Consider the following 26,073-nt stretch of genomic DNA (forward strand, 5'->3'; position numbering starts at 1 on the left):
GTCGAACGGTCCTCATCGCGGGATCTTCACGGGTGTAGCCCTCCCGTTATTGGTTGCTGGCAGCCGTGGACGGGGGATCGATGTCGACGACTATCGCGGGATCCGACGACGGGGCCATGGGCCCGACGGACGGGGCGGGCGACAGCCGCGCGCCCCGGCGGACGCGCACCCTCGCCACGATCGGCGTCAATCACGCCCTGCACGACGGCTACACCGACCTGATCTACGTTCTGCTGCCGGTCTGGCAGGCCGAGTTCGGCCTCGGCTACGTCGCGCTCGCACTGGTGCGCTCGCTCTATGGTGGCGCGCTGGCCGGCCTGCAGATGCCCGCCACGACCCTGGCCCGGATGCTCGGTGCACGCGTTGTTCTGATCCTCGGCACGTTGCTCGGTGCGGGCGGCTACGCGCTGGCTGGTGCATCGGGTGGTCTTGTCGGCCTCTGCGTCGCCCTGGCGCTCTCCGGCGCGGGCAGCAGCACCCAACATCCCCTCGCCTCGGCGGTGATCGCCCGGGCCTACGGGAAAGAGGCAAGGGGACCGCTCGGTACCTACAACTTCGCCGGCGATCTCGGAAAGGCAGCGCTACCCGCACTCGCCGGTTTCCTTCTCGGCCGCGTCGACTGGCGCTTCGTGCTCTGGCTCGCTGCCGGCCTTGGGGGTGTCGTCGCATTCGGGGTCGCCATCTTGCTGCCCCGTGAGCCCGTCCCGCGCGAGGAACCGTCGGAGCGCACCCAAGCGGCCGTGCCCGGTGACCCGTCGACGGGCCAGACCGGCTTCGGGCTCCTCGTGGCAATCGGCATGCTCGACAACGCCGCACGGCCGGCCTTTCTCGTCTACCTGCCGTTCCTGCTGCAGGAGAAGGGAGCGGTCCTCGCGACAGTGGGTGTCGCGTTCGGCCTGACGGCCGTCGGCGGTGCGTTGGGCAAGGCGATCTTTGGCCGGCTCGGGGAACGCTTCGGGGTGGCGCGCTGCGTGATCCTCTCTGAAGCAGGCACGGCGGTCGCAATTCTGCTGGTCATCGCGCTCCCGCTCGCCCCCGCCCTCGCGGTCCTGCCCCTCCTCGGCCTGATGCTGAACGGAACGTCCTCCGTGCTCTACGGAACCGTGCCGGAACTCGCCCCGCGCGGTCGCGTCGAGCACGCCTTCGCGGTCTTCTACACCTGGACGTTGGGAGGCAGCGCGCTCGCGACGCTCCTGCTCTATGGCCCGCTGGGCGATGCGGTTGGACCGCGTTGGGCCGCTGTCGCGGCCGCGGCCACGGCCTTCGCCGTCGTCCCGATCATGCTCGTTCTGTCGCCGCACCTCGCAAGGAAACCCTGAACTCTGTCCAAAACCCCGATGCCGCCGAGGGCGACCGCTGTCGCCAGACGCGCGGTGTCGGGCCTGGTCGACAGGAAGACTCCACGCTGGCCTTGCGGCGTACACGATTCCAGATCAGGCGTGGCGATGCTGACAAGGAGGCCGTCGGGCGACAGGAGCCCCCAGGACCGGTCCACGACCACCCCGCCGACGAGATCGGCGACGAGATCGACGTCGCGCACAAGCTCCTCGAAGCTTTGCTGCCGATCGTCGATCACCGCGTCCGCGCCGAGGGCCCGGACCATGGGAGAGGCTCGTGGTCGAGGCCGTGGCATAGACCGTCGCGCCAGCCGCCTTCGCGAACTGAACGGCGAAGCCGTCTCATCCAAGAGACGCTCGACGAGTTCCCGCCGTCCCCCAAGCCGGACCGATACAGCGACCTAGACGATGAGCCCCCGGTTCACAGGGTGGCTAGCTTTGCAATCAGCCATCGGCCCGCCGGGCCCGGTGGGCGCTCGATGGGGTAGACGGCCCACATCGGTAGGAACAGGCCGCCCTTGGGCAGGGCGGCGATGTCCAGCCGAACGAGTTGGCCGCCAGCCAGATCATCCTTGACGACGTCGAGGGGCATCCCACCCCAACCGAGCCCCGAGCGCAGGAAGGCGTGCTTGGCCCCGAGATCCGCCAACCGCCAGGTCTTCGGTGAGAACACGCCGAACTCGCGCCCCTTGGTCAGCTCGCTCCGGTCGGTCAGCACCAGTTGGACATGCTCGGCCAGGTCGGACGTCGGGATCGTCCCGGTTCGGCGGGCGAGCGGATGCGCGGGCGAGGCGACCATCACCAACTCGATCTGGCACAACGCCTCGCGCGCGAGCTCGGGGGGCAGCAGGGGCGTGGCGCCGGCGACCGCGAAAGCGCAGCGTCCGTCGAGAACCGGCGCGATCACCGCGCCCAGGGTCTCGACCTGGATGCGCAGGGGGGGCGTGGGGAAGGCTGGCTGGAACGCGGCCACGGCGGCCGTCAGCACTTGGATCGGGAACAGGACGTCGAGCACGATGCTGACCTCCGGCTCCAGGCCGCCGGCGAGGTCCCGGGCGTGCGCCTTGAAGGTCTCGGCGGCCGCCACGGTCGCACGGGCATGGGCCAGCAACACGCCGCCGGCCTCGGTCAGGACCGGATAGCGGCTGGAGCGGTCGAACAGCTTGATGCCGGACTGAGCCTCAAGGTTGGCCATCGATTGGCTGACAAGGGACTGCGCGCGCCCGAGCTTGCGCCCGGCCGCCGAGAAGCTGCCGGTGTCGACTGCGGCGACGAAGGTCCGCAACTGGTCGAGGGTGAGCTGATCGAGCATCCATCTGTCCAGGTGATGGGACGCATCGAAAGATAGAGGCTTCGAGGGGGGATGGAAGGAGCCTAGGACTCTTGCTCACAGCCAAGCCGCCTCCGCGGTCAACCTTCTCGAACGGATGTCCGTCATGTCCCAGACCCTTACGGCCTCGACCGCCCCGTCGCGCAAGCTCAACATCGTCGCCTGGTCGCTGCAGGTGCTGCTCGCCCTGGTGTTCCTCGCCGCCGGCGGCGCCAAGCTCGCCGGGGTGCCCATGATGGTGCAGGTCTACGACCTCATCGGTGTCGGCCAGTGGTTCCGCATCGTCACCGGCCTCGTGGAGGTCGCCGGGGCCGTCGCGCTGCTGATCCCCGGATACGCCGCCCTTGCTGCCCTCTGGCTTGCCTGCACCATGGCGGGCGCCATTCTGGCCCATCTCACGGTCCTGCCCACGCCCGCAGCTCCGGCCGCCGTGCTGTTTGCCCTGACGGCGACCTTGGCCTGGCTGCGCCGGGATCAGATCCTCGCGGTTCTCGGTCGCCGCTGAGCCCTTGCCGACCGGGAGGTCGCGGCCGCCCGCCTCGGCCTCCCTCGTCCAAGGACGAACGACCCAACAGGTCCCCTTAGGTCCCGCGTTACGCAGCACAGGCCATCCGCCATGGAAATCGGCATCGACAGCTTCGCCGTCACGCTTCCCGACCTAAAGACGGGTCGCGCTGTCACGGGGACGGAACGGATGGAGCGGCTGCTCGACGAGGTCGAGGTCGCCGACCGCGCCGGGCTCGACGTCTTCGGCATCGGCGAGCACCATCGGGCGGAATTCCTCGATTCCGCCCCCGCCATCATCCTCGCGGCCGCGGCGGCGCGCACCAGCCGCATCCGCCTGACGAGCGCCGTCACGGTGCTCAGCGCCGCCGATCCGGTCCGCGTCTTCCAGGAGTTCGCAACCCTCGACCTGATCGCCAAGGGGCGGGCCGAGATCGTGGTCGGGCGCGGTTCCTTCGGCGAGGCCTACCCGCTCTTCGGTTTCGCCGCGGAGGATTACGATGCGCTGTTCGTCGAGAAGCTCGACCTGCTCCTGTCGCTGCGCGACCGGACCCACGTCACATGGCGCGGCCGTTTCCGCCCGGCGCTGACCGGCCAGGGTGTCTACCCCCGCCCGCACCAGAGCAGGCTCCCGGTCTGGATCGGCGTCGGCGGGACCCCGGCTTCCTTCGCCCGCGCGGGTACCCTCGGCTTGCCCCTGATGGTCGCCATCATCGGCGGCAGCTTCCAGCGCTTCCGGCCCCTGGTCGACCTCTACCGCGAGGCCGGACGTCAGGCCGGCCATGACCCGGAGACCCTAAAGGTGGGCGTGCACGCGGTCGGTTTCGTCGCCGATACGGACCGGGATGCCCAGGAGGCGTTCTTTCCGGGATGGGCGCAATTGTTTGGGAAGATCGGGGCGGAACGCGGCTGGCCGAGCACGGACATGCGCGAGCAGTTCGAGGCGATGTGCGGCCCCTACGGCGCCTACCTCATCGGCTCCCCGGAAACGGTCGCGGCTAAGGCGCTTGCGGCCAGCGAAGCGTTGGGGGGCATCTCCCGCCTGACGTTCCAGATGAGTTCGGCGATGCAGGAGCCCGACGCCATGCGGCGGTCGATCACGCTGCTGGGCACCGAGGTGATCCCAAGGGTCAAGGCGCAACGCGCTTAGCGCATTTTCAAGCGAGGTGGATGCCGGCTCGCGTGAAGAAAATGCGGCTACACCGCAGGTTAGAGCATTTTCCGCGATCCAGAGATTACGGAAAATGCTCTCGACCGCGTGATTCACAACGGCGCCCACGGCATGGCCGGGCCTGCGGCCTGACATCACCCGCCCGGCCGATGACCGCCGGGAAGACCAAATCATCAATCCCAGGGACGTACGACCATGACCGATGCCACGTTCAAGCCGACGCTCTACCTCAAGGCCGGCTGCCCGTTCTGCCTGAAGGTCCGCCTGTTCCTGCTCGAAACCGGCCAACTCGACCAGGTCGTCCTGCGGGAGTTCGTGCCCGGCGACGATGAGGAGGCCGCGATCCGCGCGCTGCTCGCACCCGTTGTCGAGAAGGTCACCTTCCCGACGGCCGAACTCACGCCTGGCCGGTTCACGACCGAGTCCGACGCCATCGTCGCCCATTTCGCCGATCTGGCCGGCGTCGATCCCGACGCCCTTCCGACCTACCGGTCCTATCTCGACGGGGTCTACAAGAGCATGCAATCGCTCTTCCGAGAGAACCTGCAGCTCAAGAAACAGGCGCCCTCGGCCTGATCCCCGGCCACCTGCATCCGGCCTGCCCCGTCATCCGCTGATATGGGCGGCCAGTTCATCGGCGGTTCCCATCGGAAACGCTTCCTTGAGGTGGTCGACGAAGGCGGACACCCGCGCGCTCAGCAGCCGCCGTGACGGGTAGAGGGTCCAGAGGGCGATCTCAGGTCTGTCGAGATCGCCCCAGAGCACCAACCTGTCGGCAGCCAGGTCATGGCTGACGAGGGAGATGGGAAGGCGCCCGGCGCCGACGCCAGCCAGGACGGCATCGCGGACCATCATCAGCGATGGAAGGCCGAGGACGGGCTCGGCGGTGATGCTCGACTTGCCCGCCGGTGATCTCATGGGCCAGGTCATGGAGCCCCCCATCGACCCGCGTACGACGGCGGGCACGGCCGCATCGCCCTCCGGCCGCGGCAGGCTCGGAGCCGCCACGACGACCAGACGGTCCCTCAGGAAGATGCGTCCGACGAGGCTCTCGTCCGGATCGGGATTGACCCGGATCGCGAGGTCATAGCCCTCCTCCACCATGTCGACGGCACGGTCCTCCGTGGTGACCTCAAGTCGGACCTCGGGGTGCTTCAGGGCGAACCCCGCGGCGAGCTTCCCCATCGCGGACTGGGAGAAGAACACGGGCGCGCTGACGCGCAGCCGGCCCCGTGGCTTGCCTCCGCCCGAAGCGATGACCGCCGCCGTCTCGTCGAGCTCCGTCAGTAGCACCCTCGTCCGCTCGTGGAGCGCCCGGCCTTCCTCGGTCAGCTTCAGGACGCGTGCCCCGCGTTCGAAAAGGCGCAGGGCAAGGCTGGCCTCCAGTTCCGCGACACGGCGGGACAGAGTCGCCTTCGGGCGTCCGGCGGCGCGGGCAGCCCGTCCGAAGCCACCATGCCGGGCGACGAGGTTGAAGTCGGCGAGGGCGAGGAGGTCCATGTGTTCCACCAGCGAGACGGACTGTCTTAACAGGCGATCTCCCGGATCGCGAGTGGATCGAGCATCTTCTGGATGTCCCTAGAGGCAAACCAGGAGTTACCCTTATGACCATTCTCGTTATCGGCGCGACCGGCACCGTCGGCGGCCATGTCGTCGAACACCTCGTGAAGCGCGGCGCCCACGTCCGCGCCCTGGTTCGGGACATCGCGAAAGCCAAATTGCCGGCGGGCGTCACTGCGGTCCAGGGAGACCTGCTCGACGTCGACGCCATGCGGAACGCCCTGTCGGGCGTCTCCACCCTGTTCCTGCTGAACGCGGTGGTGCCCGACGAGGTCACCCAGGCCCTGATCGCCCTCAACCTCGCCCGCGAGGCCGGGATCGAGCGGATCGTCTACCTGTCGGTGATTCACAGCGACCTCTACGTGAACGTGCCGCACTTCGCGGGCAAGTTTGCGGTCGAGCGAATGATCGAGGCGATGGGCTTCCACGCCACCGTCCTGCGCCCGGCCTACTTCATGAACAACGATGTCATGGTCAAGGACGTCGTACGCGACTACGGCGTCTACCCGATGCCCATCGGCGCCAAGGGCCTCGCGATGGTCGACGCCGCCGACCTCGGGGAGATCGCGGCCCTCGAACTCATCCGTCGCGAGCAGGCCGATACCCCGCTCCCCTTCGAGCGGATCAATGTCGTCGGTCCCGAGACGCTGACCGGTTCGGACGTCGCCGCCATCTGGTCCGACGTCCTGGGCCGCCCGATCAACTACGGTGGCGACGACACCGCTGCCTTCGAGCATAACCTCCGGCAGAAGCACGTGCCGGTCTGGATGGCCTTCGACATGCGCCTGATGTGCGAGCGCTTCCACAGCGTCGGAATGCTACCCGACGCCGGCGATGCCGACCGCCTCACCGCGATGCTGGGCCGCCCGCTGCATTCCTATCGCGACTTCGCTACCCAGGCCGCGGCGATCGCCTGAAATCTCCTCGCGAAACATCGAGGTCGGCGACCCATGGGCCGCACAGGCTTCGGTCTCGCGGACTATATCCCGGGCAGCCTTGCGGTCCGGGTCGAGTCCAGCTCTTTAGGCGTTTCGCCCGTCGTTTCGTCGCGATGGGCGGGAGACCGGCCAAACGCTCGCCTCGGGGCGGGGGGCAGGGTCCGCTCCCCACCTTTGGCATAAGCCGGGAACGTCCGCTGATCGGTTGCCCGGCGAGGCAGAGGCTGGCGACATCCATGATCTGCATGGTGCTCCCCCGCGAGTCCTGATTACGAACAAATCATGAACGTATGTGATACGTTCCGTCTAGCCGTCACGCTTGTCCGGCAAGGCATATTCCGATGCGGCCGGCTTGTCCGAATGAGACGCCGATTCAGCCATGGTGTGGGACGGAGTGGTCATCGGAGCCTGCGGCAGGTCCGCCCGGCGCGGAACGTCGGTTTCCGCCAATGGTTCGGGTCCCCGGGGAACGGTTCCCCGGAGCGCCACGGCCTTGCAGGCACCAACATCAGGACTTCGTTTCCTCGTCGCTGAAAGCGAGCCCCCGGAGGCCCGTGAGAAGCGCCGCGACAGCGTTGGGCGCTCATCTGGAGAGACCTACGTCGAAATCCTGGGCCGCCTTGCGCCAGGCGCCTTTTGCCAGCGCGTCATGCCCGCTGACGCGGACAGTACCCTGCCGGAGGGCGAGAGCCTGGGGGGATACGATGCCGTTTTCCTCTCCGGTTCGCCCCTATCGCTCTATGAGGACACACCGGAGGTCAGACGTTCACTCGCGTTCATGGGCGCGCTGTTCGCTTCGGGTACGCCATCCTTCGGGTCCTGTGCGGGGCTGCAGATGGCGACCGTTGCCGCCGGCGGCACTGTCCGGCGGAACCGGAACGGTCCGGAGGCGGGCTTCGCACGGCGGATCGTCGCGACGGATGCAGGGCGGTCGCATCCGATGCTCAAAGGCAGACCCGGCGCCTACGATGCGCCGAGCATTCACACGGACGAGGTCGAGACCCTTCCGGGCGGGGCCACCCTGCTCGCCCTCAACCGGTCCACCGTGGTTCAGGCCGCCGAGATCCGGCACGACGGAGGCACGTTCTGGGGCGTCCAGTACCACCCGGAGATTGGCCTCGACGAGGTGACGGGGGCCCTTCGGCGGCAGGCCGACGATCTGATCGAAAGCGGGCTGGCACGTAACCGGCGCGAGGTCGAGGAACAGGCGGACCTCGTTGAAGCCCTCCACCGCGAGCCCGGCCGGCGCGACCTCGCGTGGCGACTGGGGCTGGACGACCAGGTCGCGGATGAGGGCAACCGGCAGGTCGAGATCGCCAACTTCATTGAGGCGCTCTCCATTCCGATGCGAAACGCCAGACGGTGACATGGCCGCCCGACCCGGTGAGGTGTCCGGAAGGGCGGTCGCATCGATCCGCCGTCGGGGACGTTGCCCCATCACGAGCCATCCGACGCGGCGGAAAGCCGTGCGTCGCCCACGAGCGCCCGGATGGGGGAACGGAAGGAAACTGGATGCCCAACCCTATGTTCGACGAGAGCAACATCACCTGGCGGACGCTCGACTGGCTCCCGCATATCGCGTTCTTCGTCTACAAGGTCGACGAGGGAAACCGCATCGTCGACGTCGTGTTCAAATTCGCCGCGAACCAGCGCGTCATGCTGCACCGGCACAAGAGCCCCTACGTGACCCTCGTGATGCAGGGGGAGCTCAGGTTCTACCGCGAGGACGGGACCCTGAAGGAGATCCGTCCGACGGGCAGCTACGTCTCGGGCGTGGCGAACGGCGACCCGCATATGGAGGGCGGCGGCGACGAGGACGCCATCGTCTTCTTCAGCAACCGCAACATCGAGGACGCGCTGTACGAGTTCCTCGACGATGCGGGCAATCCCGTCCAGGTCCTGGGCATCGCCGACTTCAAGGCCCAGCTTGAAGACCAGATCGCGACGGGCACCTTTGCGAAGGTCACCGCCAGGGCTGCGTAGCAATCCAGAACACCGGGGGTGCGGAGGCAGCCTCGGTGTTTTCGCTCGCGATCACCCGGCGTCGCAGGCGATGCCCATCGCATACCCATGACCACCGCCGGGGCATGAGCTCCTGGTCGGTTGGAACCACCACATCGGCAGGGGGATCGCTTCCGACCCGACCGGTGCCCGATACGAGTGGCTACCAGGCGCTAGAGCACTCTCCGCCGAAGTGGATGCCGGTTCGGCGAAACAGAGTGTGACACAATAAGGATCCAGAGGTGTGCCCCGACCCAACGTGGTCGGGCGCAGCTCTAGGGGTGCAACTGCCAAGCCGCCGAAAGCGTTTTGGACCCCGCATCCGGGTTTGGCCGGATGCTGGTAGGATCAATCATGTTGATACGTTTTGGGCTGGGCATCGTGCTCGCCAGTTTCATGACGGGCGCTGCCTTGGCGGCTCCCATGTCACCCGAAGAGAAGGCTGTCTTGCAGCAGCAGTGTGCAGGGGACTTCACGACCTTCTGCGTCGGCCTGCCGCCAACCGACGGTCCCGAGACGCAAGCTTGTTTCCAGAAGAACATGTCCAAGTTGTCGCCCGGGTGCCAAGCAGCGATCAAGGCCTACCAGAAGAAGGGCTGAGGCTTGACATAGATTCTCTTCCCTAGGAGCGGGATAGTTGGAGTCGTACCGGCTTCAGGCCGATCTGGACTGGAGCCGGTAGCCGACCGGATCGTTTGAAGAGTCCGACACCGCAAAAAGCGAGCAGCATGCAAAACGGTGTCACGAGATCCGACTATTCATGCACATGTGAGGACGCGCCGGGCTTCCTCGCGAACCATGTCGCCCGTCTTTTCATTCGTGCCGTCGACCGTGATCTGGCCCCCCTTGGGCTCTCAGTTGCTCAAATATCGCCCTTGCTCCTGCTGTCCGCTCAGGGCCCCCTTCTGCAGCGCGACCTCGTTCGTCAATCTCCCAACGGGCAACCCGCAATGGTTGCGACCCTTTCGCGCCTGGAGAGGGCCGGCCTGATCGAGCGGCAACGGCACGAGGGGGACGGACGTGCAGCGTTGATCGCGTTGACAGCTTCCGGACATGAAGCCGTCAAAGCGGCCAGCTCCGCGTTGGCGTCCGGAAATGAAACAGCGTTGTCGGGCTTTGCGCCGGCCCAGCGCGAGTTGGCCGTCGAACTCCTCAAGCGGATGGCATCCAACCTCGAACGGTCCCGCTAAATATATCACTGTTGATATAAATGAGCCTGACCCTAGATCCCTCCTGGTACCGCCCCAGCGGCAGGAAGGACCCATGGCCCATCGTATCCTCGTCACCGGCGCCAGCGTCGCCGGTTCAACCCTCGCATGGTGGCTCGCTCGTCTCGGGAATGAGGTCACGGTCGTGGAACGAGCCCCCGAGTTCCGGGACGGGGGTCAGAACATCGACGTGCGCGGCGTTGGCCGAGAGGTGTTGCGCCGGATGGGTCTGGATGAGCTCGCCCTCGAACACGGCACGGGCGAAGTCGGAACGGCGTGGGTCGACGGAGACGGCCGTATCGTCGCGAAGTTCATGACCGACGAGATCGGCGGCGACGGACCGACGGCCGAGATGGAAATCCTACGCGGTGACTTGGCGCGTCTCCTGTTCGAAGCCGCGCGGGACACCGCAAGCTTCCGTTTTGGCGACAGCATCAAACATATTCATGATGACGGAGACGCAGCGACCATTACGTTCGCAAGTGGCCTTACGGAGCGGTACGACGCTGTCGTGGTCGCGGAGGGCGTGGGTTCGACGACGCGCGAGCTCGTTTTCCCCGGGGAGAACGACACGCGCTGGATGGACCTGACCATCGCCTATTTCACCATTCCGCGGGTCGCCGACGATGATCGGCTGTGGCGCTGGTACAATGCGACGGGGGGCCGGAGCGTGTCACTGCGCCCCGACCGGAAAGGCACCACGCGGGCGATGCTGTCTGTCCAGCAAGCGCCGGCTGGTGAGCAGAGCTGGGATGTCGGTCGACAAAAGGCCTTCCTGCACGAGCGCTTCGCCGATGCCGGATGGCAGTCTCGACGCGTCCTTACCGGCCTGGGCTTGACCGAGGACTTCTACTTCGATGTCTTGCGCCAAGTCCGCATGCAACGCTGGTCGAAAGGCCGCGTCGTACTGACCGGCGATGCGGCTTGGTGCGCCACGCCGCTCGCTGGCATCGGCACTACCCTCGCCATCACCGGCGCCTTCATCCTCGCCCATGAGCTGTCGCGGACCTCCGATGTCCAAGCTGGCTTTGCAGCCTACGAGCGAGCGATGCGTCCGATGGTCCAGCAAGCCCAGGGCGTCCCGAAAATCGCTCCCAAGTTGGCGAACCCGGAGAGCAGGCTCGGCATCCGACTGCTTCACGGTGCCCTACGCGTCGCCAGCACCCGTTTGGTCCGTAGGGTCGCGGGCAAGCTTTTCTCTCGCCCTCCCAAAGCGCCCGACCTCTCGGCATACGAAAGCTCGGTACGTTAGGGGCCAGACGGACAATCCTCATTCCACCCCAAGCCGAAGATGTCGGACGTCCGACGAATAGCCGCTTTCGGGACGCGCCAATGGCGGGCGCTACGGCTGGCATGAGTCCGGAATCGTCCGTCCGTGCCAGGACCGAGAGGATGAGAGCATTTTCAAGCGAGGTGGATGCCGGCTCGCGTGAAGACAATGCGACCACACAGCAGGCTAGAGCATGGTCCGTGATCCGGAGATCACGGACCATGCTCTAGCATTCTGCTCGTCTGTTCAACGTGCCGATGTGGCCCGGGCGCCAGGCTGGCAAGCCGCTCAGATGTAGGACGACGCAAGCGCCGGCGAGCCTTCCAGCGCGTGCGCGAGCACTTCCAGGCCCTGGGTGATCTGCTGCCGGGTGGAGGGGCCGCCAAGGCAGAGGCGTACCGCCTCCGGCGGCGTTCCGGCGACGCAGAACGGGTCGCTGGCGACGACGCCGAGCCCGGCGGAGCGCCCCTGACTGGCGAAGGCCGAGCGGGTCCAGCCCTCCGGCAGCGTGATCCAGACGTGGAAGCCGTGAGGGTCCGCGGTGTAGGTCCCACTGGGAAGCAGCGCGGTCGCGATGCGCTGGCGCGCGGCGGATTCCTCGCGCACGAACTGGACCACGGCATCCGCCGTGCCGTCCATGATCCATCGTGTCGCCAGCGTCGTCGAGATCGGCGAGGCCATGACGGTGGCGGCCCGCAGGGCGCCGGCCAGCGGCAGGGCGGAACGGGCGCTCGGGGCGACGAGGTAGGCGAGCCGAAGGCCCGCGCCGAGGCACTTGGCGACGCCGGCCACATAGTAGGTGATCTCGGGCGCCAATTCGGCGAAGCTCGGGGGCGGCGCCGGGCAGATGCGCGCGTAGGCGTCGTCCTCGATGATGGTGACGGCATACCGGCGGGCGACCGCGATGATGGCCTCGCGCCGCGACCGGGACAGGGTCGCGGTGGTCGGGTTCTGCAGTAGCGGATTCAGGTAGATCGCCTTCGGCGCGACCTTGGTACAGACAGCCGCGAACCCATCGGGGTCGACGCCATGCCGATCCATAGGCAGGTCGACGAGGCGCAGCCCGAGATGCGCCGCCAGCGAGCGAATGCCCGGGTAGGTGATGCGTTCGGCGCAGATGGCGTCCCCCGGACGGCCGATCTGGCCGAGCACGCCGAACAGGGCGCTGTGGGCGCCCGGGCAGATGAGCAGGCGCTCCCGCGGCGCGACGATCCCGCGCCCTTCCAGCCAGAGCAGCGCCGCTTCCTTATCCTCGTCCGTCCCGCCGAAGCCTTGGTAGCGCAACAGGTTGGTGAGATTGCCGGAGAGCTCCGCGAACGAGGCCTGCATCCGCGCCTGCAACGCCGGTACGTCGGGCTCCGGGGGCAGGTTCATCGTGAAGTCGACCGGGCCGACCCGTGACCCATCCTTGAAGGACGGGGAACGGGCCGGGCGAACCGGGTCGATCACGAAGGTACCCTGGCCGACGCGCCCCTCGATCAGGCCGCGCTTGTGGGCCTCGACATAGCCGCGCGAGACGGTCGTGAAGTTGAGGTCGAGAGCCTCGGCGAGGGCGCGTTGGGTCGGGAGCCGGGTGCCGACCGTCAGGCGTCCGGTCCGGATGTCGTCCGCCAACGCCTCGGCGATGGCGAGGTAGTGGGGCTTCCCCCAACGCTTCAGGTCGGGCGTCCACGTCCCGCTCACGACATCCGAAGGCGTCAGGCGCCCGACTCGCGTTGCTGAGGTCATCCATTCTCCAAGCACGCCATCAAGATGCGATCAATGCCTGATTGTATGTGTAGCAAGCTCCGTACCGTACGGGAGGCCCAAATGGCCTACAGGATCGATACATACAATACTATCAATCTATGCAGTCAAACTGGGCATGGCGTGATGCTCTCTTGTGCATGTGCCGCTCTGGTTTCCAGTCCGTGACAGGTGTCTTGGACCACGGCGGCATGGACATTGATCGCAACATTGAATGGATTGAACTTGGGGTCATTGATGGTTTTATTGATCGGCCTTCGTTGGCACGTCGCTTGCCATGGGGGGATGTGACCACCCGAGGCTTCGGCTGACGCGGTCCAACCCATCACGGAGTGAGATCCATGCCTGCAGTGAACCGCGAACCCCACAAGAAGGGCGACGTCCTGGTCGATTACGAGGAGAAGGTCTTCGAGGACGTGAAGGCGGAGCCGGGCCAAAAGGCGCTGGTCACCTTCCATACCGTCGCCTTCGAGGGCTCCATCGGCCTCGTGAACCTGCTCCAGGCCACCCGCCTGCAGCGCAAGGGCTTCGAGACCTCGATCCTGCTCTACGGCCCCGGCATCACCCTCGGCGTGCAGCGCGGTTTCCCGCGGCTCGGCGACGAAGCCTTCCCTGGCCACCTGAACTTCAACAACCAGCTCGAGAAGTTCATGGCCGAGGGCGGCAAGGTCTACGCCTGCCGGTTCTCGACCCAGGCCCTCTACGGCCACGGCGAGGCCGCCTTCATCGAGGGCATCCGCATGATCAACCCCCTCGATGTCCTCGACTGCGTGCTCCTGCACAAGCGTGACAACGCGGTGATCATCGACACCTGGACGGTCTGACGACCACGCCGCCGCCCCCGGCGGCCGCGCGCGACGTGGCCGCCGTCACAGCCGGAGGATCATCCATGTCTGAGAACCGGATCGTGCGGGCCGCCGCCGTCCAGATCGCCCCTGACCTCGACCGACCGGACGGCACGCTCGAACGGGTGCTGAACGCCATCGACGAGGCCGCCGCCAAGGGCGCCCGCTTCATGGTCTTCCCCGAGACCTTCGTGCCCTACTACCCCTATTTCTCGTTCGTGCTGCCGCCGGCCCTGCAGGGCGCGGAGCACCTGCGCCTCTACGATCGGGCCGTGACGGTGCCGGGACCCGTCACCCAGGCGGTCTCCGCCGCCGCGCGCCGCCACGGCGTCGTCATCGTGCTCGGCGTCAACGAGCGCGACCACGGCTCGCTCTACAACGCGCAGCTCATCTTCGATGCCGACGGCATCCTGAAGCTCAAGCGCCGCAAGATCACCCCGACCTATCACGAGCGCATGATCTGGGGTCAGGGCGACGGCGCCGGCCTCACCGTGGTCGACACCGCGGTCGGCCGCGTCGGGGCGCTGGCCTGCTGGGAGCACTACAACCCGCTCGCCCGCTACGCCCTGATGGCCCGGCACGAGGAGATCCACGCCGCCCAGTTCCCGGGCTCCCTGGTCGGCCAGATCTTCGCCGACCAGATGGAGGTGACGATCCGCCACCACGCCCTTGAGGCGGCCTGCTTCGTCGTCAACGCCACCGGCTGGCTCACCGACGAACAGGTGGCGCAGGTCTGCCCCGACGAGCGCCTGCGCGGGGCCTGCCGGGGCGGCAACTGCACCGCCATCGTCTCACCCGAGGGCAAGCACCTCGCCGACCCGCTCAGGTGCGGCGAGGGCATCCTGATCGCCGACATGGACCTCGCGCTGGTGACCAAGCGCAAGCGGATGATGGACTCGGTCGGACACTACGCCCGGCCCGAACTCCTCAGCCTTCTCCACGACGACCGCCCGGCCTCGTTCGTGCACCAGCCGACCCGTTCGCACCATCAATCCCGGAGCCTCGACCATGAGCAGTTCCCCGCTTCCGACGAGCCTTCCCACGCTTCCGCCGGTCATGGCGGGCCTGGTCGGGATGCCGACGGAACGCCTGATCAACGCGTTGCAGTCCTACGGCGTTAGGCTCGCCGACACCCGCGCCGGGGCGCCGAGCCGCCGCGGCGGTGCCGGCCCCTCCGACCACAAGGCGATGACCATCGCGGGCCGCACCGTGATGGTGCCGGTCCATACCGAGGCCGCGTTCGACTCGCCCTTCCTGGTGCGCCGCCCGGACCTCGACGGGGTCTCGGTGATCGAGCACGACGGCGCGGTGATCGGCCGGGTGACCTTCCCGGGCAAGCCGCGCTTCTACGCGCTCTCGACCTTCGACGGGGTGCCGTATTCGCAGATCGCCGTGCTGCACGGACGCGACGTCCTCGCGACCACGGTGCTGCAGACCTGCATCCGCTACGCCAGCCGCACGAAGACCTGCCAGTTCTGCTCCATCGGCCAGTCCCTTGCCGCGGGCCGCACCGTCGCGCGCAAGACCCCCGAGCAGCTTGCCGAGGTCGCCCGCGCCGCCGTTCTGCTGGACGGCGTCAAGCACATGGTGATGACCACGGGGACACCGAACGCCATCGACCGCGGAGCCGCCATCCTCTGCGAGAGTGCGTTCGCGGTGAAGGCCGCGGTGGACCTGCCGATCCAGGCGCAGTGCGAGCCGCCGGACGACGACCGCTGGTTCGACCGCATGAAGGCGTCGGGCGTCGACGCGCTGGGCATGCACCTGGAGGCCGTCACCCCCGAGGTCCGGGCCCGGATCATGCCCGGCAAGGCCAGCGTGCCGCTGGAACGTTACTACGACGCCTTCGCGGCGGCGGTCCCGGTCTTCGGGCGGGGCCAGGTCTCGACCTACATCCTCGCCGGCCTCGGCGATGCGCCGGAGGCGATCCTCGCCATGGCCGAGCGCCTGGTCGGCATGGGCGTCTACCCCTTCGTCGTACCCTTCGTGCCGATCTCGGGCACGCCGCTGGAGAGCCACCCGGCACCGTCGCCGGATTTCATGCACGCGATCCTGCAGCCCCTCTCCGACATGCTGGGGCGGGCGAATCTGCGCTCTACCGACATCAAGGCCGGCTGCGGCCGCTGCGGCGCCTGCTCGGCCCTCTCCACCTACGAGCGCGCGGGGGTGGCGGCATGATCCTCGAACCCGTCGCGCCCTATCGGCCGAGCCATTTTCGGGTGAAGTTCGCCACCGCCCCCTGGGAGCGGCGCGCTTGCGCTGCCCTGCGCCGGCAGGTGTTCTGCACCGAGCAAGGCATCTTCGCGGATGATGACCGTGACGCCATCGACGGGCATGCGATCCCGATCTGCGCCCTCTCCACACTCGGCGGGGATGCCGACGCGGTCGTCGGCACCGTACGCATCCACGAGGTGGCGGAACGGCCCGGCGAGTGGTGGGGATCGCGGCTGGCCGTGGCCAAAGCCTTCCGCGGCACGGCGGCCCTCGGGGCCGGGCTGATCCAGGTCGCGGTCTCGTCGGCCCATGCACGGGGTTGCACGCGCTTCCTGGCGCACGTGCAGGACCGGAACGTGCCGTTGTTCGAGGCCCTGCATTGGGAAAGCCTCGATTCAGTGGAGCTCCATGGTCGCCTTCACCACCGGATGCAGGCCGACCTCGCGGCCTATCCGCCGATGCACGACCCCGAGCACGGGCTCGTCACGTTCCGCAGGGCCGCGTGATGACCGCGGCCGTCGACCTCAAGACCCTGGCAGGCCAGATCCGGGATGCCCGTGGTGTCGCCCATAAGCGCGACATCGATGCCGTCGTCACGCGCCTCGGTCTGGGGGGGCGCCACACCGCGGTGCCGGTCGGAGACGATTGCGCCGCCATTCCCGATGGCGACGGCCACCTGCTGCTGGCCATCGAGGGCTTCATCGACAGCTTCGTCTCGGCCGATCCGTACTTCGCGGGCTATTGCGGGATCATGGTCAACCTCAGCGACGTGGCGGCCATGGGCGGGCGCCCGCTCGCGGTGGTCGATGCCCTGTGGAGCCGGGATGCCGCGGCGGCGGATCCGATCCTGGCCGGCCTGTCGGACGCGGCCGCGCTCTATGGCGTACCCGTCGTCGGCGGTCATACGAACACGCGTTCGGAGACCGGGAACCTTGCGGTCGCGGTGCTCGGCCGCGCCGGCCCCCGCCTGCTGACGAGCTTCGATGCGGCACCGGGCGACGACCTCGTCGCCGCCATCGACCTGCGCGGCCGTTTTCGCGAGCCGCACCCGTACTGGGACGCCTCGACCGGGGCGCCGGGCGAGCGTCTTCGCGGTGACCTCGCCTTGTTGCCGGGGCTCGCCGAGGACGGCCTTTGCCGCGCCGCCAAGGATATCAGCATGGCGGGCGTCGTCGGCACGGCGCTGATGCTGCTCGAATGCTCGACCGTCGGCGCCGTCATCGACCTCGACGCGATCCCGCGCCCCGGCGACGTTCCGATGGCGCGCTGGCTCAACGCCTTCCCGAGCTTCGGTTACCTCCTGAGCGTGCGCCCCGACCACACCCCGGCCGTCCTCGCGCGCTTCGCCGAGCGGGGCATCACGGCCGCCAGGATCGGAGGCATCGACGCGAGCCGGGTCGCCCGCATCCGGGATGCCGGGGGCGAGGAGGCCATGGTCTGGGACTTCGTGGCCAGCCCGCTGATCGGCTGCGGCCGGGATGATGGGGGACCGGTATCATGACCGGCCTGCGCATCGCCCTCCTGACCCACTCCACCAACCCACGGGGCGGCGTCGCCCATTGCCTCGCCCTCGCCGAAGCCCTGTGCGGGCTCGGGCACGAGGCGGTGGTCCACGCCCCCGACCCGTCCGGTCGCGGCTTTTTTCGCGATGCCGCCTGTCCGACCGTATCCGTCGCCGCCCGCCCCGTTGCCGGCGACACGGTCGACCTCGTGCGGACGCGCATCAACGACTACCTGATGCACTTCGGGTCGCCGGCGGCCTGCGACTTCGATGTCTTCCATGCCCATGACGGCATCGGTGGCAACGCGCTCGCGACCCTGAAGCATCGGCGCCTGATTCCGGGTTTCGTTCGCACCGTCCATCACCTCGACGCCTTCGCCGAACCGCAACTTGCCGATTGGCAGGATCGCTCGATCCAGGAGGCTCGGCGCCTCCTCTGCGTCAGCCACGGCTGGACCGAGCGCGTCCGGTCGGACTTCGGTGCATTGCCGGAGGTCGTCGGCAACGGCGTCGACCTGGCTGCCTACCGGCCCACGTCCGACCTGCGGGATGCCATGGTTCGGGAGCGCTGGGCGTTGGGCGGCGGTCCCATCGTCCTGAGCGTCGGCGGCTTCGAGGAGCGCAAGAACACCCTTGGCATCATCGCGGCGTTCGCGCGCTTGCGTGAGCGCCATTCCGGGGCCAAGCTCGTCATCGCTGGCGGTGCCTCTCTGCTCGACCACGCCTCCTACCGCGCGCGGTGCCATGCGGCCCTGACCGCCCACGGTCTCGCGGCAGGGTCGAGCGGTCCCGTGATCGAGACCGGTCCGGTCCCGCAGGCCGACATGCCGGCCCTCTACCGTGTCGCCGACATGCTCGCCTTTCCGTCCCTGAAGGAAGGGTTCGGCCTGTGCGTGTTGGAGGCGATGGCCTGCGGCACCCCGGCCATCGTCTCCCACCGGCCGCCCTTCACCGAATACCTCAGCGACGGCGACGCCCTCTTCGTCGATCCGGCCGACCCCGACGACATCGCCCGCGCCATGGCAGCCGCCCTGGTGCCGGACACGCGCGACCGACTGAGGGGAACGGGCTTCGCGTGCGCCGCCGCCCATTCGTGGCGGGCCTGCGCCGAGCGTCACCTCGACGCCTACGCGGGCTGCGCCCGCATGAGACAGGAGCCGATCCATGCCTGAGATGCACTTCCACGTCCGCTGGCCCGACGGTCGGCGCGAGGCCTGCTACTCGCCCTCCCTCGTGGTGAAGGACTTCCTCGCGCCGGGCGAGAGCTACGCCGTCGACGAGTTCGTCGAGAGGACCCGCACCGCCCTCACCATCGCCAGCGAGCGCGTGCGCGTGAAGTACGGCTTCGCCTGCTCGTCCGCCCTGGACCAGCTCGCCCGGATCGAGGCCGCCGCGAAGCTCCAGCCCTGCGACGGGCGGGTCACCGTCGAGACCTTCGAGCCCTGAACCGGGCCTCCTTCCAGCAACCTCACGGAGTGAGAGCCATGACGTCCACCCCCCGTCACGTTCCCGTTGCCGTCGTCGGCGGCGGCCAGGCCGGCCTTTCTGTCAGCTACCACCTCAAGCAGCGCGGCATCGAGCACCTCGTCTTCGAGAAGAACACGGCGGCCCACACCTGGTCGACGCAGCGCTGGGACACGTTCTGCCTCGTCACGCCGAACTGGCAGTGCGACCTGCCGGGCCACCCCTATGACGGGCCGGAGCCGGATGGGTTCATGAAAAAGGACGAGATCGTGGCGTATCTCAAGGCGTTCGTCGCGAAGGTGAACCCGCCGATCCGCGAGGGCGTCTCGGTCACCCGCGTCGAGCGGCGGGAAGACGGCATCTTCTCGGTTCAGACCTCGGAGGGGGACTACACCGCCGACGAGATCGTCGTCGCCTCGGGGGGCTACCACATGCCGATCATCCCGCGCATGGCCGAGAAGCTGCCGGGCTCGATCACGCAGATCCATTCGAACCAGTACCGCAACGCCGCCCAACTGCCCGAGGGCGAGGTGCTGGTCGTCGGGTCCGGTCAGTCCGGCGCGCAGATCGCCGAGGACCTGCACCTCGCCGGGCGCAAGGTGCATCTCGCGGTCGGCGACGCACCCCGCTGCGCCCGGTTCTATCGGGGTCGGGACGTCGTCACCTGGCTCGCCGATATGGGCTACTACGAGATGACCGTCGACAACCATCCGCTGCGCGACGGGGTCCGCGACAACACCAACCACTACGTCACCGGCCGTGACGGCGGACGCGACATCGACCTGCGCCGCTTCGCCACCGAGGGCATGAAGCTCTACGGCCTGATGGAGGATTACCGGGACGGCAGCCTGCGCTTCCGCGACGACCTCAAGCGCTCGCTCGACGGCGCCGACCGGACCTACAACGGCATCAACGCGGCCATCGACAAGTACATCGCCGAGACGGGCATCGAGGCCCCGGCACAGGAGCACTACACCCCGGTCTGGGAGCCCGGCGAGCCCGTCACCAGCCTCGACCTCGACGGCTCCGGCATCACCGCCATCGTCTGGTGCATCGGCTTCACGCCGGATTTCCGCTGGCTCGACGCCTCGGTCTTCAATGGCTCCGGCAGCCCGAAGCACAGGCGCGGCGTCACGAACGAGGAGGGCATCTACTTCATCGGACTGCCCTGGCTGAATACCTGGGGCTCCGGGCGTTTCGGAGCGGTCGGTCGCGATGCCGAACATGTCGTCCAGGCTATCCAGCAGCGCCTCGGCACCGAGCGGTTCGCCTTGAAGTTCGCGGTCTGAGGCCGGCCTTCACGGCCGTCCGGGTGCCCCGAGCGGCACCTCCGCGAAGACTTCTCCGAGTTCTTTCTCCCCCGAAGCCCATGAGACCGTTCAAACGCCGTAGCGCTTGTGCCGTCCAGGCAACACAACATAACGCCAAGCATTGTCGAAGTAAAATTTGGTAGACTAAAAATGATTTAGAAGTAGAATATAAGCACTGTTGGATATGCATACAAATTGTGTGTCGATCCAGTCAATCAAGATAAGCATCCAAAAAATCGCCGTTACGCCGCCGACGCCGATGTTTCACGGCGAACGCTTGCGGCTACCCGATGCGCATCTGAAAAGGGGATTGACGATGTTTAAGAAGTTCGCGACCGCGGCGGGGGCGTTCGCCGCAATCACCCTGGGCGCGACCGCCTCGTTCGCGCAATCCACCACCATCCCGGGCGAGCAGGTGGGTCTCGCCGTCGGCGCGCCGCTTCCCGAGGGCATCTACGCCATCGACACCTTCATCTATCGCCGGAACGACACCCGGTTCTCGACGGATACAGCGATCAACGTGCCGGTCCTGGTCTGGTCGACGGGCTTCAGGCTGTTCGGCGCCAACGTCCAGCCGCTGCTCGCCCAGCCCACGGTGTTCGGGTTCCCGCACAATCCGGGCGGCCTGCCGAACCGCGACTTCTCGGTCAATGTCGGAACCCTGGTCGGATCGATCTTCGCCTGGGATCTGGGAAACAACTTCGGCGTCAGCTACCTTGCTGCCGTTCACCTCAACGATCTCGATGGCGGCCGCGGTCTGCCGCAATTCAGTTCGAACACCTACCGCCAGGGTTTCGCGGCCAGCTACACCGGCGACGGCTGGAACCTCACCTCCAACCTCACGCACAACCTCTACGACTCCCCCGGTCGGTTCGCGGGGGCCGCCGGTCGGGCGATGGGGCCGCTCTACCTCGCCGACGCTCTCCTGCTCGATCTTACGGCGACCAAGAAGTTCGGAAAGTTCGAGATCGGCGCGGTCGCCTACGGGGTGACGGACCTGCCCCTCGGCGGTCGTGACTTCGCGCTTGCCTCCGCGCAGGGCTACACCCGCGCCGGACGCTTCGCGGTCGGTGGCCTCATCGGCTATGATTTCGGGCCCGTCACGGCGCAGCTGATGGTCGCCCGCGACGTCGCGGTCCGGACCCGCGGCACCGAATCGACCGATGGCTTCATCCGTCTCATCGCCCCGCTCTACAGCGCGACGAAGGCTGCCGAGCCGATGCCCGTCAGTCTCGTCCGCAAGTATTGATCCTTGATCGCGCGACCCTGGCCACCCTCGCCCGGGTGACGGGGACGCAACCGCGATCGAAGTGAACATCCTTCCCAAGGACCCCGCTTCGATAGGGGCCGGGTGGTCCAGTCTCAACAGCGACCGCCACCCGGTCCCGCCCTCCATGCCGGAGAAGGTCGATGAGCTTGCATATGCGGTTGGCGGCTGCCGGCTCGCCCCTCTCGGACGCGTCCAGCTACGTCCTGGGCATGCCGCATCTTTGCCCGAACGGCCTTTCGGAGAACTGGCTCTGGAAAGAGTTGGGGCATCGTCATTGGAATTTGATTGCCCAGGCCTACGGCAGGGCGGCGGCCGGGTTCGGTCCCAAAGGCGGCCAGCCCATCTACGCCGCGTTCCGAAACATCTCGCTGCATGGCGGCGACCTTGGCGGCGTGCGTGAGAACGACAGCTTGGATGTACGCTCGACGATCACGAGCCTCTCGGAGACCCGGGTGGTCAGTCGCCACGTCGCCGCGTGCCGGGACCGATTGATCGCGGACGTGGAGATGACATCCGTGTTCGTGAGACGGCAGGCCGAAGGCGTGAACCGCTCCATCATCCGCGTGAGGATCGAGGGGCCCGGAGGCGCTGAACCTTCCGGGGAAACTATGGCCTCGCACCCCTCCTACAGTCGCCGTGCAACGTCGGCCCAGGACACGTTCGTCGACGAGCGCGAGGTGGGCACCATGGCCATCGAGACATGCCCGCACTTGGACTTCAACGGCGCCGGCCTCCTATACTTCAGCAGCTTCATCGCGGCGGTGGATCGAGCCGAGTGGCACCTCGTCGGTAAACGGTCAGGGCTTCTTGCGACCCGAGAGCGCCGGGCAGTGTTTTACGCGAACATCGAGGTCGGTGATGACCTCACCGTACGCATGCTGACCGCGCAGGACGGCACAGCGTGCCGTCATCGTGCGCTGCTGAGCGCCTCGGTGGATGGCAAGCTCCTGGCTGAGGTCGTGACCGACCGTATGATGGCGTGATCTTACTTCATGCTCGATTCTGACAATTTCGTTGATGCCGGGTAGATCCCAACGATGTTGTGCTGACCTTTCACGTCCAAGCATCGTTTCCAGGCTCACGACCCATCACTGGCACTTCGAGAGAGGGCCGTGCTCAGCGCGTGTGTCCGGGCACAGATCCGGTCTTTTCTCATGAGCCTCGCCATTGATCGAGGAGCATCAGAAGAAACGTCCGCTATCGGGGCTGACGTAGATAGTCTCCTACGACTTAGATGAATCGGATGCGGAACGTCCGGTTTCGACCGCCCCACTGAAGCCCGCTTCCCATCCATCTCGGATGTCAGGGATGGGTACCATCCGTCGGATTTTGTCCACTAGAGCGGCGCCCGGCCATGGTGGGTCGGGGCACATCTCTCAGCCTGTGTTGTGCCGTGCTCTGTTTTCGCCCGACCGGTGTTCGCTTCGGCGGCAAGCGCTCCAGTCGTGATGCGGGTCTCTTGGCTTGCAGATGACTTAGGCAAGGAGAGGCCGTCACGTCTCGACCAGAGGGATGCCGATATACTCGTCGCGGAACGGAAATATTAAGGTCTGGTGGTGGATGGTATGCCTCCCTCCCCGGACGGACCTCGAATGAGTTCGGCATCCATCTTCGTATCCGGTACCGCCGCCCTTGTCCTGCCGCTCCTCGTCGGGATGCCGGGCGCCGGCGGCCCCGTCCTCGTGGTCGGCGCGCCGGGCTCCGGAACCGCCGGCATCGCCGCCATCGTCGCGCGGGCGGACGGTGCGCTGCTGCGTGAGACCCTCGTCCCCTGGATCGCGCTCGCGCGCTCGGACTCCGCGGATTTCGGCGGGCGTCTGAGGCATGCCGGAGCCTGGCTGGTGCTCGACGCGTCCGCTCTCGGCGGATGCCTCGGCGGACAGCGCACCTGAACGTTTCGAAGACGACCGTGAGACCGACGATGACGACGACCGCGACACCCTCCGCCCGGGGCCTTTCCCCAAGCCTCCCGCAGGGCAACCTTCCGGACTCGATGCTCGACAGGATGCGGGCCGGGTCGGGGCGTGTCCTGATCGGTTTCCTCTGGTTCAACGCCGCGGTGATCGCCATCGCGGTGTTCCGGCAGGGGGGGGCAGAGCCTGCCCACGCTGGGGGCGGCCCTGGTCCTGGCCGGACTGCCCTCCTGGAACTATCTCCGCCACCGGACCGGATCCGTCACCCGGATCGCGTCGAGCATGGCGCTGGCGGGCCTCGTCGCCGTGCTGGTGGCGGTTCTCCGGCAGGAGGCCGGCAGCCCGACGCTGCAACTCGACATGCACATGTACTTCTTCGCCTGTCTCGCCGCGGTGGCGGCCTGGCTCGATTGGCGAGCCCTCCTCGCCTATGCGGCCGTCGTGGCCGTGCACCATCTCGCCTTTTCCCTGGCAATGCCGAGCCTCGTCTTCCCGGATGGCGGGGGCCTCGACCGGGTGCTCCTTCATGCCGGGATCCTCGTGGTTCAGACCGGCGTGCTGGTATGGCTGGTCTCCCGCCTGCAAGCCGGGCTCGCCGCGAGCGATGCGCTCCGGCGCAGCGAGAGCGACCGCGACGAGGCGGAAGCGCTCCGGGCCGCCGCCGAGGCCGGCGCACGGCGGGAAGCCGAGCGCGGCGTGCAGATGCGGCAGGCGGTCGACGTCTTCAGTGCCTCCGTCGCGGGGATGACCGGTGCGGTCGAGGGGGCGCTGACCACCCTGGAGGCCAGCGCCGGGGGGCTGGCGGGCTTCGCCGACAGGACCAGCCGGGACGCGGGACTGGCGACCGAGGGCGCGGTCCGGGCGGTGACCACCATCGGGTCGGCGGCCGCCGCCTGCCATGGCCTCACCCAGGTGGCCGACGAGATCGGCCACCATCTCGACGCCACCAGCACCGTGACCCGCGCGGCGGCCGAGTATGCCCGTCGCACCGGCGAGACGGTCGGCGCGCTCACCGGCGCGGTGGAGCGCATCGGCTCGGTGGTGGCCACGATCCGGTCCGTGGCCGGGCAGACGAACCTGCTGGCCCTCAACGCCACGATCGAGGCGGCGCGGGCCGGCGAGGCCGGCCGCGGCTTCGCGGTCGTGGCCGCCGAAGTGAAGCAGCTCGCCGAGCAGACCGCCCGGGCCACCGAGGAGATCGCCAGCCAGATCGCCGATGTCGAGCGCGCGGCCGAGCACGCGGCGGCTTCGATGCGCGCCTTCGCCGGCCGTATCCATGAGATCGAAGGCAGCACCGAGGCGATCGTGGCGGCGGTCGCACGCCAGCGCGGCGCCCTCGCGGAGATGGACGACCACGTGGCCACCACCGTGCACGAGGCGGACGCGGCGGCCGGCCACGTGCGCGCGGTCTCCGACGTGCTCGGGACCACGACGGAGGTCGCGGTCTCGGTGCGGGACTCCACCGATGCCGTGCGCGTTCAGGTGGCGGTCCTGCGCGGCGCCACGGCCGATTTCGCGCGCACCCTCGACGGGCTCGCGGCCTGAGCGCTCGAGGCGGCAGGCAGGGCGCGGCGGCACAGGCCTGCTCTCGTCGGAACGAGAGGGGCGGAACGGCGCGAGCCTCCGCCTATCCCGAAGAAATGATGGGCCCGTCCGGCCTGCGCGTAACGCCCGCATTGATGCTGCACCGCACCTTGGGCTAGTTCCACGAACCATGTGGACACGTCTTGCCCATCCCGGTCACTTCCTGCGCTGGACCGGCCCCGTGATGCCCTGGCTCGCGGGGCTCTCCGCCGTCCTGCTCGCCGTCGGCCTCTACCTCACCTGGTTCGTCGTCCCGCCCGACTACCAGCAGGGCGAGACCGTGCGGATCATGTACATCCATGTGCCGGCGGCCTGGCTCGGGGCGTTCTTCTACGGGTCGATGGCGCTCTCGGCCATCGGCACCCTGGTCTGGCGCCATCCCCTCGCGGACGTGGCGCAGCGCGCCGCCGCGCCGATCGGGGCGGCCTTCACCCTGATCTGCCTCGTCACCGGCTCGCTCTGGGGCAAGCCGATGTGGGGGACCTACTGGGTCTGGGACGCGAGGCTGACCTCGATGCTGATCCTGTTCCTGATCTATTGCGGCATCATCGCCCTGTGGCGCACCATCGAGGACCCGAACCGGGCGGCGCGCGCCATCGCGATCCTGACCCTGGTGGGGGCCGTGAACCTGCCGATCATCAAGTTCTCGGTGAACTGGTGGTCGACGCTGCATCAGCCGGCCTCGATCATGCGCATGGGCGGCTCCAGCATCGATCCCTCGATGCTCTATCCCCTGCTCGAGATGATCCTCGCCTTCACCCTGCTGGGGATCACCCTGCATCTCTATGCCATGCGCACCGAGATCCTGCGCCGCCGGGTCAGGGCGCTCACCATCCGCGAGGCCGAGCGCCTCGATGCCGATCTCCGTCCGGCCCGGCCCCTCGGCCAGGCGATCCAGGGACTCTGA

Annotated in this window: 26 protein-coding genes and 1 pseudogene; 23 read left to right on the forward strand and 4 right to left on the reverse strand. The window is 67.8% G+C overall.

Annotated elements, in window-relative coordinates:
- Nucleotides 1-116 precede the first annotated feature (116 nt).
- Nucleotides 117-1,319 (forward strand): MFS transporter, encoded by a 1,203-nt coding sequence (locus MKK51_RS16475; RefSeq protein WP_409565703.1) that lies wholly within the window; start codon nucleotides 117-119, stop codon nucleotides 1,317-1,319.
- Between the two features lie 101 nt (nucleotides 1,320-1,420).
- Here the strand turns inward: MKK51_RS16475 and MKK51_RS27580 are convergent.
- Together MKK51_RS27580 and MKK51_RS16480 are read right to left on the reverse strand one after the other, a co-directional pair.
- Nucleotides 1,421-1,633: pseudogene (locus MKK51_RS27580) on the reverse strand (zinc-binding dehydrogenase); the annotation flags it as partial.
- 125 nt (nucleotides 1,634-1,758) lie between these two features.
- Complete coding sequence (locus MKK51_RS16480) at nucleotides 1,759-2,649, reverse strand: LysR family transcriptional regulator (RefSeq protein WP_243978926.1); 891 nt, start codon at nucleotides 2,647-2,649, stop codon at nucleotides 1,759-1,761.
- A 124-nt stretch (nucleotides 2,650-2,773) separates the two neighbouring features.
- On the opposite strand from MKK51_RS16480, the gene MKK51_RS16485 reads away from it, so the two are divergent.
- The 3 genes from MKK51_RS16485 (at nucleotide 2,774) to MKK51_RS16495 (ending at nucleotide 4,918) form a co-directional block, all read left to right on the forward strand.
- Nucleotides 2,774-3,172: a DoxX family protein gene (locus tag MKK51_RS16485; protein WP_243978927.1), complete on the forward strand. Its 399-nt coding sequence runs from the start codon at nucleotides 2,774-2,776 to the stop codon at nucleotides 3,170-3,172.
- Between the two features lie 111 nt (nucleotides 3,173-3,283).
- On the forward strand, nucleotides 3,284-4,321 hold the full coding sequence (locus MKK51_RS16490) for an Atu2307/SP_0267 family LLM class monooxygenase (protein ID WP_243978928.1): 1,038 nt from the start codon (nucleotides 3,284-3,286) through the stop codon (nucleotides 4,319-4,321).
- Nucleotides 4,322-4,537: 216 nt separating this feature from the next.
- The gene (locus MKK51_RS16495) at nucleotides 4,538-4,918 is read left to right on the forward strand and encodes a glutathione S-transferase N-terminal domain-containing protein (protein ID WP_243978929.1); all 381 of its coding nucleotides are present in this window, start codon (nucleotides 4,538-4,540) and stop codon (nucleotides 4,916-4,918) included.
- A 30-nt stretch (nucleotides 4,919-4,948) separates the two neighbouring features.
- Here the strand turns inward: MKK51_RS16495 and MKK51_RS16500 are convergent, their stop codons facing one another.
- Entirely contained in the window at nucleotides 4,949-5,842 is an 894-nt protein-coding gene (locus tag MKK51_RS16500; protein ID WP_243978930.1) for a LysR family transcriptional regulator, read from the reverse strand.
- A gap of 104 nt (nucleotides 5,843-5,946) precedes the next feature.
- On the opposite strand from MKK51_RS16500, the gene MKK51_RS16505 reads away from it, so the two are divergent.
- The 6 genes from MKK51_RS16505 (at nucleotide 5,947) to MKK51_RS16525 (ending at nucleotide 11,301) form a co-directional block, all read left to right on the forward strand.
- Nucleotides 5,947-6,819: an NmrA/HSCARG family protein gene (locus MKK51_RS16505; RefSeq protein ID WP_243978931.1), complete on the forward strand. Its 873-nt coding sequence runs from the start codon at nucleotides 5,947-5,949 to the stop codon at nucleotides 6,817-6,819.
- Between the two features lie 514 nt (nucleotides 6,820-7,333).
- Nucleotides 7,334-8,206 (forward strand): type 1 glutamine amidotransferase, encoded by an 873-nt coding sequence (locus tag MKK51_RS16510; RefSeq protein ID WP_243978932.1) that lies wholly within the window; start codon nucleotides 7,334-7,336, stop codon nucleotides 8,204-8,206.
- A 146-nt stretch (nucleotides 8,207-8,352) separates the two neighbouring features.
- Nucleotides 8,353-8,823 carry a regulator gene (locus MKK51_RS16515; protein WP_243978933.1) on the forward strand — a complete coding sequence of 157 codons (471 nt, stop codon included), beginning with the start codon at nucleotides 8,353-8,355 and terminating at the stop codon, nucleotides 8,821-8,823.
- 372 nt (nucleotides 8,824-9,195) lie between these two features.
- Nucleotides 9,196-9,441, forward strand: a complete 246-nt coding sequence (locus MKK51_RS16520; RefSeq protein ID WP_243978934.1) for a hypothetical protein — start codon at nucleotides 9,196-9,198, stop codon at nucleotides 9,439-9,441.
- A 128-nt stretch (nucleotides 9,442-9,569) separates the two neighbouring features.
- Nucleotides 9,570-10,031: a MarR family winged helix-turn-helix transcriptional regulator gene (locus MKK51_RS27585; protein WP_409565698.1), complete on the forward strand. Its 462-nt coding sequence runs from the start codon at nucleotides 9,570-9,572 to the stop codon at nucleotides 10,029-10,031.
- A 73-nt stretch (nucleotides 10,032-10,104) separates the two neighbouring features.
- A complete protein-coding gene (locus tag MKK51_RS16525; RefSeq protein WP_243978935.1) occupies nucleotides 10,105-11,301 on the forward strand; it encodes an FAD-dependent monooxygenase in 1,197 nt (398 codons plus the stop codon).
- Between the two features lie 306 nt (nucleotides 11,302-11,607).
- On the opposite strand, the gene MKK51_RS16530 is transcribed toward MKK51_RS16525, so the two are convergent.
- Nucleotides 11,608-13,047, reverse strand: a complete 1,440-nt coding sequence (locus MKK51_RS16530; protein ID WP_243978936.1) for a PLP-dependent aminotransferase family protein — start codon at nucleotides 13,045-13,047, stop codon at nucleotides 11,608-11,610.
- A 359-nt stretch (nucleotides 13,048-13,406) separates the two neighbouring features.
- Between MKK51_RS16530 and MKK51_RS16535 the strand changes: the two genes are divergently transcribed.
- From MKK51_RS16535 to MKK51_RS16595, 13 genes are all read left to right on the forward strand, one after another.
- Complete coding sequence (locus MKK51_RS16535) at nucleotides 13,407-13,889, forward strand: MSMEG_0572/Sll0783 family nitrogen starvation response protein (protein WP_243978937.1); 483 nt, start codon at nucleotides 13,407-13,409, stop codon at nucleotides 13,887-13,889.
- A gap of 65 nt (nucleotides 13,890-13,954) precedes the next feature.
- Nucleotides 13,955-15,031, forward strand: coding sequence for a Nit6803 family nitrilase (locus MKK51_RS16540; protein WP_243978938.1), 1,077 nt, complete (start codon nucleotides 13,955-13,957; stop codon nucleotides 15,029-15,031).
- A complete protein-coding gene (locus tag MKK51_RS16545) occupies nucleotides 14,985-16,088 on the forward strand; it encodes an MSMEG_0568 family radical SAM protein (RefSeq protein WP_243978998.1) in 1,104 nt (367 codons plus the stop codon). Before MKK51_RS16540 ends, MKK51_RS16545 begins: the two co-directional genes overlap by 47 nt.
- Nucleotides 16,085-16,630: an MSMEG_0567/Sll0786 family nitrogen starvation N-acetyltransferase gene (locus tag MKK51_RS16550; RefSeq protein WP_243978939.1), complete on the forward strand. Its 546-nt coding sequence runs from the start codon at nucleotides 16,085-16,087 to the stop codon at nucleotides 16,628-16,630. Before MKK51_RS16545 ends, MKK51_RS16550 begins: the two co-directional genes overlap by 4 nt.
- A complete protein-coding gene (locus MKK51_RS16555; RefSeq protein ID WP_243978940.1) occupies nucleotides 16,630-17,625 on the forward strand; it encodes a sll0787 family AIR synthase-like protein in 996 nt (331 codons plus the stop codon). The genes MKK51_RS16550 and MKK51_RS16555 overlap by 1 nt, the downstream gene beginning before the upstream one ends.
- Nucleotides 17,622-18,797, forward strand: a complete 1,176-nt coding sequence (locus MKK51_RS16560; RefSeq protein ID WP_243978941.1) for an MSMEG_0565 family glycosyltransferase — start codon at nucleotides 17,622-17,624, stop codon at nucleotides 18,795-18,797. Before MKK51_RS16555 ends, MKK51_RS16560 begins: the two co-directional genes overlap by 4 nt.
- Nucleotides 18,790-19,071 (forward strand): MSMEG_0570 family nitrogen starvation response protein, encoded by a 282-nt coding sequence (locus MKK51_RS16565; protein ID WP_243978942.1) that lies wholly within the window; start codon nucleotides 18,790-18,792, stop codon nucleotides 19,069-19,071. Before MKK51_RS16560 ends, MKK51_RS16565 begins: the two co-directional genes overlap by 8 nt.
- Nucleotides 19,072-19,109: 38 nt before the next feature.
- Entirely contained in the window at nucleotides 19,110-20,378 is a 1,269-nt protein-coding gene (locus MKK51_RS16570) for an MSMEG_0569 family flavin-dependent oxidoreductase (protein WP_243978943.1), read from the forward strand.
- 337 nt (nucleotides 20,379-20,715) lie between these two features.
- Entirely contained in the window at nucleotides 20,716-21,648 is a 933-nt protein-coding gene (locus MKK51_RS16575) for a transporter (protein ID WP_243978944.1), read from the forward strand.
- A gap of 161 nt (nucleotides 21,649-21,809) precedes the next feature.
- Nucleotides 21,810-22,652 carry a Pnap_2097 family protein gene (locus MKK51_RS16580; RefSeq protein WP_243978945.1) on the forward strand — a complete coding sequence of 281 codons (843 nt, stop codon included), beginning with the start codon at nucleotides 21,810-21,812 and terminating at the stop codon, nucleotides 22,650-22,652.
- Between the two features lie 609 nt (nucleotides 22,653-23,261).
- Nucleotides 23,262-23,561, forward strand: coding sequence for a hypothetical protein (locus MKK51_RS16585; RefSeq protein ID WP_243978946.1), 300 nt, complete (start codon nucleotides 23,262-23,264; stop codon nucleotides 23,559-23,561).
- Between the two features lie 303 nt (nucleotides 23,562-23,864).
- Nucleotides 23,865-25,127 (forward strand): methyl-accepting chemotaxis protein, encoded by a 1,263-nt coding sequence (locus MKK51_RS27225; protein ID WP_279601176.1) that lies wholly within the window; start codon nucleotides 23,865-23,867, stop codon nucleotides 25,125-25,127.
- Between the two features lie 169 nt (nucleotides 25,128-25,296).
- Nucleotides 25,297-26,073 carry a heme ABC transporter permease gene (locus tag MKK51_RS16595; RefSeq protein ID WP_243978947.1) on the forward strand — a complete coding sequence of 259 codons (777 nt, stop codon included), beginning with the start codon at nucleotides 25,297-25,299 and terminating at the stop codon, nucleotides 26,071-26,073.

Origin of the sequence: Methylobacterium sp. E-045, from assembly GCF_022829685.1 — a bacterium.
Classification (GTDB): domain Bacteria; phylum Pseudomonadota; class Alphaproteobacteria; order Rhizobiales; family Beijerinckiaceae; genus Methylobacterium.